This is a genomic window from Actinomyces sp. oral taxon 849 str. F0330, assembly GCF_000239715.1.
GTDB classification, from domain to species: Bacteria; Actinomycetota; Actinomycetes; order Actinomycetales; family Actinomycetaceae; genus Actinomyces; species Actinomyces johnsonii.
Genome location: NZ_JH470348.1, coordinates 72,136 through 84,337 on the forward strand (window position 1 = coordinate 72,136; position 12,202 = coordinate 84,337).

Here is a 12,202-nt window from a genome sequence, read left to right on the forward strand (position 1 = left end):
GCCCGGGTGGGCTGCGCGCTGGTTGCGCAGGTCGGCGTCCTGGGCGAGCTCGGCGGCGATGGCCTCGCGCCCCTCGGCCAGTCCCCTGGCCAGGGCGATGACCTCGCCGACCTTCTGGTCGGCGAAGGCGAGCCAGGAGCGGATCTGCGGGTCGATGGCGGTCTCGCGCTCGACGTCGTGAGGCACGTGCTGGAGGGATGTGGAGGTGGCCACGGTGATGGGGGTACCCTCGGGCAGGTGCTCGCGCAGCTGCTCGAGCGTGCTCAGCGCCGCGTCCAGGTCGGTGCGCCAGATGTTGCGTCCCGAAACGACGCCGGCGACGACGGCCTTGCTCTCCAGGGAGGCCAGGTCGCCGGCTTCGGGCAGCGAGCCCGCCACGAGGTCGAGGCCCACGGCCTCGATCGGGGCCCGCCCGAGCACGGGCAGGGCGTCGCCCAGGGAGCCGTAGGTTCCGGCCACCAGAATCTGGGGGCGCTCCACGATGGCGCCCAGCCAGGTGTAGGCGTCGCGCACGGCCTGGAGGATGCGCTCGCGATCGACGTTCCAGGAGTCGGAGACCAGGGCGGGCTCGTTGAGCTGGACCCAGGTGGCGCCGGCCTTCTGCAGGTCCATGAGCAGGTGGCCGTAGGCGTGCAGGACGTCGCCGAGCCGATCCAGGGGATGGAAGCCCTCGGCCGCCTCGTCGGAGGGCTTGGCCATGAGCAGGTAGCTGATCGGTCCCACGACGACGGGGCGCACCTCCGCCCCGGCCTCCTTGGCCTCACGGACCTGGTCGGCGATGGCGGTGTCGACGTAGCCGATGGGGGTGGAAGCATCGATCTCGGGAACCAGGTAGTGGTAGTTGGAGTCGAGCCATTTGGTCATCTCCAGGGCGGGGCGGGCTCCTTCACCACGGGCCAACGTGAAGTAGCCCTCGACGTCGAGGGCTCCATCGGCGTCCAGCAGGTCGCGGAAGCGGGCGGGGACCGCACCCAGGGTGGCGGTCACCTGGAGGACCTGGTCGTAGAGGGTGAAGTCCGCGGGCACCGAGGCGGATTGGGTCAGGCCCAGCTCCGCCAGGCGAGAGCGGGTCGCTCCGCGCAGCTCGGCGGCAGCGCGGCTGAGCTCGTCGAGGTCCAGGCTCCCCTTCCAGAAGGACTCCACGGCGCGTTTGAGCTCACGGTCCCTACCGATACGTGGGTAGCCCAGGATGGTGGCCCCCGGCAGGGGTGCCGAGGGGACCTGCGACTCGGTCACGGCGATCTCCGCCGGCGAGGCGGAGGCGGCCGACTCGGGGTTGGCGCTCATGCGTTCTCCTTGGTGATGGTGGTGTGAGGCTGGACGGGGTGACGGGAAGAAACTGCTGCGCCCGGGGAACCGCAGCGCAGGAAGGAGGGGCCACGTCCGGGGGTGGCCTGGAGGTAGCCGCGGTCGACGGCGTCGCGCACCTCCCGGTCGGGGGCAGCCCCGGCCAGGATGCCGCCCAGACGCAGATGGCTGATAACGTCGAGGGCGGGGCGGGTCCGGTTGAAGGTGTACAGGTGCAGTCCGGGCGCCCCGGCCCTCAGTAGCGCCGTGGCCAGGTCGAGTGTCGCACCGATGCCGCGCTCCACGAGGGTGGCGCCGCTGGCGGACCCCAATGAGGAGCGCAGGGCGTCGGGCACCTTGACCCCGGTGAGCGCCTCGAGGCGGGTGAGCCGTCCCAGGTCGGTCAGGGGGATGACGCCGGGGAGGATCGGGATGTTCACGCCCGCATAGGAGGCGGCATTGGTCAGGGCCACGTAGTCCGCCGGATCGTAGAACACCTGGGTAATCGCCAGGTCGGCCCCGGCGGCCTGCTTGGAGGCAAGCACTTCGATGGCCTCGATGTGGTCGTTGGTGGCCGGGTATGCGGCCACGGCTATGGTGACATGGCGCCTGCCGTCACCGAAGTAGTCGGCCTCGACCTCCCGGATGACTCGGACGAGGGCGTCGGCGTGGCGCAGTTCCCCGGCGACGTCGTCGGCCCGGGTGCCGGTAGGGGGGTCGCCCCGCAGCGCGAGGAAGCGCCGCACTCCCATGCGCAGGAAGCGAGTGATGATGTCGACGGCCTCCCGCTTGCGGTAACCGATACAGGTCAGGTGCGCCATGAGGGGGACGGCGCTGGAGCCGAGCACATGGGCGAGAACGCCCTCGGATGGATTGGACTCCTCCTGGACCGCGCGCACCCGCGGCGCATCGCGCTGCTGCCAGCGCCCCTTCTCGCCGCTTCCAGGCACCGGGTCGGTGACGAAGGCCGGTCGGTAGGTCACCGACACGAAGTCGGGACCGGTGGCCAGGAGTCTGTCGATGCGTCCCCAGGTGGCTGAGGCGGCCTTGCCCGCACGAGGGGGGAAGAGCTCCAGACTGACGGTGGGCAGCGAGCGGCTCGTCGCCCGTTCGGCGTCGCCCGGATCATCGTTGCGGCCTTCGATTGCTGCAGTGGGCTCCGTGGGCTCGTTGTCTAGCACGTCGTCTCCATCGATCCTGGCTGAAGCACCCGCGCACCGGGTTGCTGCGGCGTCATCGAACCAGGTCTCTCGGCCGCTCTGGATGGTCGAGCGTATCAAACCACGAGCATCCTTCACCCCATCCGACGTCCCGAATAGTGAGATCGACCTACCCGGTCCGCGAGCCGTCCCATCCCCACCGGCACCGCCCCGTGGCGCTGCACCGTGGGCAGGCCGGGTCAGCGGGCGCCCCTGCCCCACTGCATCCAGCAGGCGCGCCGCTGGGGCGGCGCCCAGCTCTCATCGCGGGTGCCGACCTCACCGGTGGCCGCCGAGACCACCAGGGCAGCCAGGCCCGGCTCGCCCCGGGCGGCGCAGTCGTGATCGATCATGCTGAGGAGGGGACCCATATGACGCGGCAGCACGCTCCGTCCGATCGCCTCGCTGAGCTCTCCGTAGGTGATGACCTCACGGTGCTGGGCGACGTCGATAAGGACGGAGCGTGCTGCAAGAGTGGACTGGGCCAGTCCCGGGGTGAGCCGGTACATCCTCTCCCCCACGAGGAAGCGGTTACCGACGACGATGGCGAGTGACTGCGACACAGTGCGATGATCCGGCTTGTCCGGACCCGTTCACAAGAGCGCGGTCACTGCATCCCACTCCCACCCCGAGACCGGTACCGATCAGTCGGCCATGCGACGGCGTACCAGGATGAAGCCGCCTCCCATGACGATGGCGGCCACCGCCAGGACGACGGCGGTCATGCCGGCACCGGTCAGCGGGAGCCGACCGCCGCCTGCGGCAGCGGCGGCAGCGGCGTTCTGTCCCTGACCGGCCTTGGCGTTGGCGCCGGGCTTGGCGACGCTGGAGTTCTTCTGGCCGGCCCCCGCCTTGGAGTCGGAGGCGTTGGTACTCGCCGAACCCTGGCTGGCCGTGCCGGCGGTGGTAGAGCCGTTGCCGGCGTTGTCACCGCCGTTGCCGTTGTTGTCGTTGCCACCATTGCCATTGCCGGCGTTGTTACCACCGTTGTTGTTGCCACCGGCGTTGTCACCGCCGTTGCCGTTGTTGTCGTTGCCACCATTGCCATTGCCGGGGTTGTTACCACCGTTGTTGTTGCCACCGGCGTTGTCACCGGCACCCGGGGTGGCACCGCCACCCCAAGCGACGTTGACCAGCGCGCCGCGGTCCACGGCAACGTTGGCATTGACGCCGAGGGTCTTGGCGATGTCCTCGGGCAGGGCGTGGCCAGTGCCGGAGGCGGGACTGCCCTCCTTGAGGTGGAAGTCAGAGGTCTTGTCCATCGGGTTGGCGGACTCCCTGACGAAGAACGGGTTGTTCTCCGGGGAACCGTGCAGGTCCAGACCGTTGGACTCCTTGCCGGCTGCCTTGACATTCGGGTCGGCCGTGAAGTCGGAGAGCTTCTCGGCGTTGATCGACTGGGTCGAGCGGTCGGCGCCCCAGTTCCACAGGACCGTGGTCGACAGGGTCTGGGGGTTCTCGTGGCGGTAGTAGGCGTCGTAGTCGATGGTGGAGACCATCTCGTTGGCGTAGACGGCGCCGGAGCCATCATCGTTGGCAGCGCCGATGACCTGCACCATCGACGAGTAGCGCCACTCATCCCCGGGCTTGGGCGTGGTCTGCTCGGAGGAGAAGATGTTGTTCATCACCGTGGTGTTGGTGGTGTCCCAGCTCAATCCGTGCTGAGCACTCCACTTCTGCACCTGAGTGCATACTCCCTGGGCGTTACGGGCGTTGCAGCCGTCGGAACGGGAATCTTCCTGAATCCACAGGCTCGTGAGCGCGTGAGAGACGGTGTTGTTCCACACCCGGGAGTCGTTGGAGCCGGAGATGTGGATGCCGACGCCAGCCCCGGCCACGATGTTGGAGGCGATGAGGTTGTTGGAGGAGACCTCGTTGAAGATCGCCACCGGGACGTTGACAAAGTAGTTGCCGACGATCTCGGAGTCCATCACGCCCTCGTCGAACCAGACGCCCGCACCGCGGTTCTGGTCATAGGCCGTGGGGTCGGAGATGTCCACGCCGGTGGCCGAGTAGTCCACGGTGTTGTTGGCGAAGCGGATGTTCTTGGAGTGGGTGATCTTGGTGTCGGCCAAGGTGCAGTAGGCGCCGCAGTCCTTCGTGATGAAGCCGGAGGTGTTGTTGTTCCTCCACAGGTTGTTCTCGACCTTGGCTCCAGTGGAGTCGTTGACGCCGAAGGCGTTGGAGCCATTGCTCTCGAAAAGGTTGTTCGACACGAACGCGTTAGTGGAGTCGATGACCTGCAGCGCACCGGCAGTCGAGGAGTAGCGGAAGGTCGAGTTCTCGATGCGGGGGGCGCCGTGGGCGGCCACGACCATCCCACCACCGGAGATGGTACCGATCTCGGGGTCCTCGTAGTCCCAGCGCTGGACCGCGGAGTACTTCTCCACCGTCAGCCCGGACAGGGTGATGTTGTCGGTGTTGAAGGACAGGGCCCGGGAGTGCTGGACCACCTCGACCTGGTGCTGGGCGGGGTCGACGCCGATGACGTAGGAGGTGCCCCGGTGCGGCTTGACGTTGTAGCCGTCCTGGTTGTTGTTCGGGTTCTTCAGGGTGACCGGGTCGGGGTCGTCGACGAAGAAGGTCGACGCGGTGACCTCGTCACGGCTGAGCACCTGGGTCAGGGGCTGACCATCAACGAACACCTGCTCGGGGTGAGCGGCGATCCCCTCCTTGGCGGGATCGGCGTTGATGGTGCAGACCGTGCAGAAGCGGACCATGTCACCGCCAGTGGACCACTTGCCGTCGCCTCCCGCATTCCAGTTGGCGGGAACCTCGGCACCGGTGAGGACCGGCTTGGCACCCTCGGCGGCCTTGATGGTCACTCCCTTGTCCACGGCGAGCTCACCCTCGCGGTAGGTGCCGTTGCCCAGCTCGATGGTGTCGCCGTTACCGGCCGCCTTGAGCGCGGCTCCGATGGTCTGGAAGGGCTTGGCAGCGGTTCCGTCTCCCGAGTCCGCCCCTCCCTCGGCTGAGACATGGATGGTGTTGCCGTCCGCAGCGGCCGCTTCTGGCGCATGAGTCACGGCCAGAACAGGCGCCGACAGCGATAGTGCGAGTACCGCCATCTGGGCGACGATTCGACGCTTCATGGTGTCTCCGTCTCCGTAGTGTTATCAGAACGCCGTTACCCTACCGTGATAAATTGTGTTTGGCATCCGTTATATCCGCTTAGTTCTGAGAGAGCCTTCTCTCATCCATGCCGCCTACACAGGCTCACCACGGGTGCTACCAGGTTCGATGTGCGTCGGCCGGGCTCTCTCTGGGAGGATCGGCCTATGACGCATGCAACAGTTCAGCACTCATCCCCGCACCCGGCCGTCTCAGTGTCCGGAAGCATCAAGCTCGGACAGTTCCTCAAGCTGGCCGGTCTGGTGGAGGACGGCGCAGAGGCGCGAATCGCCATCCAGTCCGGCGACGTCACGGTCAACGGGGTCACGGAGACGAGGCGCGGACACCGCCTCTCGGACCGTGATGTGGTGGTGGTCGCGCATCCCTCGGGCGAGATCGGCGCCGTCGTCGAGCAGCCGGAGCCCGGACGATGAGCCCCGGACCTCGGCACTGACACGGCCTACCCGTTCCGGCTCCCGTCAGGATCCGTGGGTCCGTCGTCTGCGCCCTCGACGGCGTCGGGTTCTCGCTCATCATCGCCCGCACCGCCCTCGTCGTCCTTGTCTGTGGTGGACGACAGCCTGGTGTGCAGCTCGATGGTCTCGACCTCATGCGGCTCGCTGGCGGTGGTGACCGCGGTGGTCACCGAGTCGACCAGGACCTGGTTGGCCAGCGAGTGCCTCAGCAGCATCGGGTCGTTGTTGAGGTCCTTGTAGAGCGAGACGCACAGCAGCAGCATGACGATGACGAAGGGCAGCGCCGAGACGATCGTGATGTCGCGCAGACCGGTGAGGACCTCCGCTGGATCGTCTCCTCCGGCGAGCAGCATGGCCGAGGCCACCCCGCCGGTGGCCACACCCCAGAAGACGACCGTGAAGCGGCTCGGTTCGGTCGCCCCATTCTCCGACAGCCCGCCCATGACGATGGAGGCGGAGTCCGCGCCGGTGACGAAGAAGATCGCCACCAAAACGACCGCCAGGACCATGAGCACGATGAGGACCGCCTTGTGCACGGGCATGGCGTTGAGCAGATCGAACAGGATGGTATCGAAGTTCAGGTCGGGCGTGCCGTCAGCCTTGAGGCGGACGAGGGCGTCCACCGCCTCGCCCGCCCGCTCGGCCCGCTCCTGCAGACCGATGGCGCCACCGCCGAAGATGGCGAACCAGATGAGGGAGACGACCGAGGGCACGAACATGACACCGGTGACGAACTGCCGGATAGTACGGCCGCGCGAAATCCGGGCGATGAACATGCCCACGAAAGGGGTCCAGGAGATCCACCAGGCCCAGTAGAAGATCGTCCAGGAGGACAGCCAGTCGGTCAGCTCCGTGTTGCCGACGGCCGCAGTGCGCGAGGCCATGGTGGGCAGCTCGTTGATGAAGTCACCGATCGCCGAGGGGATGATGTTGAGGATGAACAGCGTGGGCCCGCCGACGAAGACGATGATCGCTAGCAGCACAGCCAGAACCATGTTGATATTCGACAGCCACTGGATGCCCCTCTCGATGCCGGAGATGGCGGAGGCGACGAAGCACGCCGTCAGGACCGCGATGATCGCAACCAGCATCCCGGAGTTCACCTTGTCGACCAGGTTGGTCGACACCATACCTCCGCCGATCTGCAGCGCCCCCAGGCCCAGGGAGCAGGCGGAGCCGAACAGGGTGGCCACGATCGCCAGGATGTTGATGATGCGCCCCCCGATGCCGTCGATGGCCTGGCGCCCGAACAGGCAGGTGAACATCGCCGAGAAGAGCTGGGAGCGCCCCAGACGATAGGTGCCGTAGGCCATTCCCAGCCCGACCAGCGCATACATCGCCCACGGGTAGATGGTCCAGTGAAACAGGGCGGTTCCCATCGCGGTGCTGGCGGCCTTGGCCGTCTGCGGATCGACGGTGTCTGGTGGGGGCGACATGTAGAAGTACAGAGGCTCACCAACCCCGTAGAAAATCAGACCAATACCCATTCCGGTTGCGAACATCATGGAGACCCACGAGCTGGTGCTGTACTCGGGCTCCTCGGCGTCTCCTCCCAGAGGGATCTTGCCGAATCGCGAGGCCGCGACGAAGATGATGAAGACGACGAACAAGGTTGAGGACAACACGAACAGCCACCCGAAGTTGCTGATCGTTCCGCCCAGGGCCCGCTTGGAGATCCTCCCCAGCCCGTGCGGGTCGATGAAGCCCCACGCGACGAACGCGATGGTGGCGCTCGCGGCGATACCGAAGACCACCTTGTCCATGCCCTCCCCCGCATCGTGGGGCTGGCGGGAGACCGATCGTCTCAGGCGTTCGAGCAGGTGGCGCTGCCGCCGCTTCACCGTTGCCGGTGAGGTGTGGAATGCGGGTGTGGGGGCCGTGTCCTGGGAGGGTGCCTCTTCTTGCGGAGAGTTTTCCTGCTCCTGTGTCATCGTTGGAGGGGTCAGATCCTCGTCACTCATCAAATAACCTCGTAGACAAATGCGGTCATTGACCGCTTTAGGATGTAACGAGCGTATCAAGATACTGAAAAGCCACTACCAGAGAGCATGCTGGCGGGGACGCCGCGAGGAAGACGCGATGCCGCTCCGGAGCTCGCGCCGATCTTCCTGGAAGCGGGCTCGAAGGGCCTCCGACCTGATGATTACCAAGTCTGGATAGGAATACGGCCGAAGCGCGACCGTGCGGTCCCCTCGACGCTCGGGCAGGCCTGTGTGAGTTCGACTGCATCGGGGGATGCTGTCATAGGGACGCGATCAGTGGCGCAAGCACCCCGGTCCCAGCAGTGCCTTGATGTCGGAGTAGAAGGCCGGCGAGGCCTCCACGCGCAGGGAGGCATCCAGCTGAGTACGCACCTCGCGCCCCGGGCTGGTCAGCGTCAGACGCACCATGGATCCTCCCGGGTGCTTGGTGAGCACGTCCTTGAACTGCTCCACCAGCGGCCCGGTGCACCGGTTGGCGGGCAGCGTGATGAGGACCGCCTCGTGGGCGGCGCTGGAGATGTCCGGAATCGTCATCTCCTGGGCGTAGAGGGCGACCTGGCCATCACGTCGGTTGAGACGTCCGCGCACCGTGACCACCGTGTCGGGGGCCAGCATGGTGGAGACGGTCTGATAGGTCTGGGGGAAGAAGAGCACCTCGATGCTTCCGGCCAGGTCCTCGATCTGGGCGATGGCCCACAGGTTTCCCTGTTTGGTGGTCTTGCGGGTCAGCGAGGTGATGAGGCCGGCGATGGTGACCATGGCGCCGTCGGGCAGCTCGTCGTTCTCATGGAGCTCGGAGATCTCCTTGTCCGCGAGCTTTCCCAGGAGGCCCTCCAGGCCCATGAGCGGATGATCAGAGACGTAGAGCCCCAGCATGTCGCGCTCGTAGGCGAGCTTGTCCTTCTTATCCCACTCGGGCAGGTTAGGCACGTCCGAGGAGAAGACCGGGCCGTTGCCGAAGGGGGAGTCGCCGGCGTCGTCGGAGCCACCCATGATGGAGGCGAACAGATCGAACTGGCCGGCGGCCTCATTGCGCTTGACGCCGATGACCTCGTCGACGAAGTCCTCGTGGCAGGCCTGCAGGGAGCGCCGGGTGTGTCCCAGCGAGTCGAAGGCACCGGCCTTGATGAGGGAGTCGATGGTGCGCTTGTTGCACACGACGGCGGGAACCTTGTCGAGGAAGTCCTCGAAGGAGGTGAACTCGCCCTTCTCCCGGCGGGCGGCCACGATCGCGTCGACGACGTTGATACCGACGTTGCGCACCGCGGACAGACCAAAGCGCACATCCTCGTCGACCGCGGAGAACTGAGCCCGCGAGGCGTTAACGTCCGGAGGCAGCACGGTGATGCCCATGTGGCGGCACTCCCCCAGGTAGACCGCCAGCTTGTCCTTGTTGTCCTTCTGGCTGGTGAGTAGGGCCGCCATGTACTCGGTGGGATAGTGGGCCTTGAGGTAGGCCGTCCAGTAGGACACGACCCCGTAGGCTGCCGAGTGGGCCTTGTTGAAGGCGTACTTGGCGAAGGGGACCACGACGTCCCACAGGGTCTTGACGCTCTCCTTGGAGAAGCCGGCCTCGACCATGCCCGCCTCGAACTCGACGAACATCTTGGCCAGGATGTCCATCTTCTTCTTGCCCATGGCCTTGCGCAGAGCGTCGGCCTTGCCCATCGAGAAGCCCGCCAGGTCGGTGGCGATCTTCATGACCTGCTCCTGGTACACGATAAGGCCGTGCGTGGTTCCCAGGATCGGTTCGAGGGCTTCCTTGAGCTCGGGGTGGATCGGGACGACCTCCTGCAGGCCGTTCTTGCGCAACGCGTAGTTGGTGTGGGACTCCGCCCCCATGGGGCCGGGCCGGTAGAGGGCGCCGACGGCGGAGATGTCCTCGAAGTTGTCGGGCTTCATCAGGCGCAGCAGGGTGCGCATGCCACCGCCGTCGAGCTGGAAGACGCCCAGAGTCTCCCCGCGCGAGAGCAGCTCGTAAGTGGCGCGGTCGTCAAGCTCGACGTGGTCGATGTCCAGGGCGGGTTTGCCGTTGGCGACGATGTTGTCCAGGGCGTCGGAGATGACCGTGAGGTTGCGCAGCCCCAGGAAGTCCATCTTGAGCAGCCCCAGGTGCTCGCAGGTGGGGTAGTCGAACTGGGTGATGACGGCGCCGTCCTGGAGGCGCTGCATCATGGGGATGATGTCGGTCAGCGCCGCCGAGGACATGATGACGGCGCAGGCGTGGACGCCCCACTGGCGGGTCATGCCCTCCAGACCCTTGGCAAGCTCGACGATCTTCTGCGCGTCGGGGTCCTCGGCGTGGAGCTTGCGGAACTCCTCGGCCTCCCCGTAGCGCTCGTCGTCGGGGTTGAAGATGCCTTTGATGGAGATGTCCTTGCCCTGGACCGAGGGGGGCATGGCCTTGGTGAGGCGGTCGCCGACCGCGTAGGGGTAGCCCATAACACGGCTGGAGTCCTTCAGGGACTGCTTGGCCTTGATGACGCCGTAGGTGACGACCTGGCTGATGCGGTCGGCGCCGTACTTCTCGCGCACGTACTCGATGACCTCGTCGCGCCTGCGCTCGTCGAAGTCGACGTCGATATCGGGCATGGAGATGCGTTCGGGGTTGAGGAAGCGCTCGAAGATGAGCCCGTGGCGCAGCGGGTTGAGCTCGGTGATGCCCATGGCGTAGGCGACCATGGACCCGGCGCCCGAGCCGCGCCCCGGCCCCACCCGGATGCCGTGGGCCTTGGCCCAGTTGATGTAGTCGGCCACGACGAGGAAGTAGCCGGGGAAGCCCATCTGGGTGATGACGCTGATCTCGTACTCGGCCTGCTTGCGGCAGTCCTCGGGAATGTCGCCGTTGAAGCGGCGATCCATGCCGCGCCAGCACTCCTTGACGAACCAGGACTCATCGGTCTCCCCCTCGGGGACGGGGAAGGCCGGCATGAAGGAGGCGCCCTCGTCAACGGTACGGAAGTGCACGTCGCACTGCTCGGCCACGAGCAGGGTGTTGTCGCAGGCCTGGGGCATCTCGGAGAAGAGCCGGCGCATCTCGGAGCCGGGGCGCAGGTAGTAGGTGTCGCCGTCGAACTTGAAGCGGTCGGGGTCGGAGAGCACCGAGCCGGAGTTGATACACAGCATCGCGTCCTGGATGGTGCGGTCCTCGGGACGCACGTAGTGGGAGTCATTGGTGGCCAGCAGCGGGGCGTCGAGCTTCTGGGCCAGGCGCAGCAGGTCCTTGGTGACGCGCTGCTCGATCTCCAGGCCGTGGTCCATGAGCTCGACGTAGAAGAACTCCTTGCCGAAGATGTCCTGCAGCTCTCCGGCAGTGCGCAGGGCCTCATCCCACTGGCCCAGGCGCAGACGGGTCTGGACCTCCGACGACGGACAGCCGGTGGAACCGATGAGACCGGCCCCGTAGCGGGAGAGCAGCTCTCGGTCGATGCGGGGAGCCTTGCCCCACTGGCCCTCCAGGGAGGCGAAGGAGTCCATACGCATGAGGTTGTGCAGGCCCTCGTTGTTGCGTGAGAGGAGCGTCATGTGCGTGTAGGCGCCGCGGGCGGAGACGTCGTCGCTTCTCTGGGACTCATCGCCCCAGAAGACACGGGTCTTGTCGAAGCGCGAGGTGCCCGGCGTCATGTAGGCCTCCACCCCGATGATCGGCTTGATGCCGGCCGCCTTGGCGGCCGCGTAGAACTCGTAAACGCCGAACATGTAGCCGTGGTCGGTGATCGCCAAGGCGGGCTGACCCAGGCGTTTGGCCTCGGCCACGTAATCCTTGATCTTTCCGGCACCGTCCAGCATGGAGTAGTCGGTGTGGACGTGAAGGTGGACGAAGTCGTCCTTGGGGGCTGCCTCTTCCTGACCGGTCGTCTGCGCCATGGTTCCATCCTAGGCCCGCGGGGCGCCCCACCTCCGGGAGGCGGCCGGCGGTGGTGTCGCCAGGATTGCGCTGTGCCGGCTGGACATTCCCGGAGTGGCCGGGCGGGTGCGTGTGAGGAATCCGCCCCGATGGACGTCGTCGACAGGTTCGTCCCGGTGGCCGTCAGATCCGGGCGCGGGCGGCGGCCTCGCGCGGGGCCAGGACGGCGCGGGCGAGGTCGAGCACCGGAGTGGGCACACCCTTGTTGTCTCCGGCTCGGCACACAGAGCCGAGCTGGGC

General features: G+C 66.5%; 6 protein-coding genes, 1 pseudogene and 1 riboswitch. Of the genes and pseudogenes, 1 reads left to right on the forward strand and 6 read right to left on the reverse strand.

The annotated features are described in order from the left end of the window. From HMPREF0975_RS00315 to HMPREF0975_RS00330, 4 genes and pseudogenes are all read right to left on the reverse strand, one after another. A pseudogene (locus HMPREF0975_RS00315) lies at positions 1-1,287 on the reverse strand (5-methyltetrahydropteroyltriglutamate--homocysteine S-methyltransferase); the annotation flags it as partial. Continuing rightward, complete coding sequence (locus tag HMPREF0975_RS00320; protein ID WP_009232083.1) at positions 1,284-2,468, reverse strand: methylenetetrahydrofolate reductase; 1,185 nt, start codon at positions 2,466-2,468, stop codon at positions 1,284-1,286. The gene HMPREF0975_RS00320 and the pseudogene HMPREF0975_RS00315, both read right to left, overlap by 4 nt. Before the next feature lie 4 nt (positions 2,469-2,472). Beyond that, a riboswitch (SAM riboswitch) is annotated at positions 2,473-2,557 on the reverse strand. A gap of 129 nt (positions 2,558-2,686) precedes the next feature. Then, positions 2,687-3,049 carry a hypothetical protein gene (locus tag HMPREF0975_RS00325; protein WP_009232084.1) on the reverse strand — a complete coding sequence of 121 codons (363 nt, stop codon included), beginning with the start codon at positions 3,047-3,049 and terminating at the stop codon, positions 2,687-2,689. Positions 3,050-3,130: 81 nt separating this feature from the next. Then, positions 3,131-5,578, reverse strand: a complete 2,448-nt coding sequence (locus HMPREF0975_RS00330; protein ID WP_009232085.1) for a right-handed parallel beta-helix repeat-containing protein — start codon at positions 5,576-5,578, stop codon at positions 3,131-3,133. A gap of 186 nt (positions 5,579-5,764) precedes the next feature. Here HMPREF0975_RS00330 and HMPREF0975_RS00335 point away from each other — a divergent pair, with 186 nt between their 5' ends. Further along, entirely contained in the window at positions 5,765-6,031 is a 267-nt protein-coding gene (locus HMPREF0975_RS00335; RefSeq protein WP_009232086.1) for an RNA-binding S4 domain-containing protein, read from the forward strand. Positions 6,032-6,057: 26 nt separating this feature from the next. Here the strand turns inward: HMPREF0975_RS00335 and HMPREF0975_RS00340 are convergent, their stop codons facing one another. Both HMPREF0975_RS00340 and dnaE read right to left on the reverse strand, forming a co-directional pair. Continuing rightward, positions 6,058-8,034, reverse strand: coding sequence for a BCCT family transporter (locus tag HMPREF0975_RS00340; RefSeq protein ID WP_009232087.1), 1,977 nt, complete (start codon positions 8,032-8,034; stop codon positions 6,058-6,060). Positions 8,035-8,328: 294 nt separating this feature from the next. After that, positions 8,329-11,922 carry a DNA polymerase III subunit alpha gene (gene dnaE, locus HMPREF0975_RS00345; protein ID WP_009232088.1) on the reverse strand — a complete coding sequence of 1,198 codons (3,594 nt, stop codon included), beginning with the start codon at positions 11,920-11,922 and terminating at the stop codon, positions 8,329-8,331. Positions 11,923-12,202 lie beyond the last annotated feature (280 nt).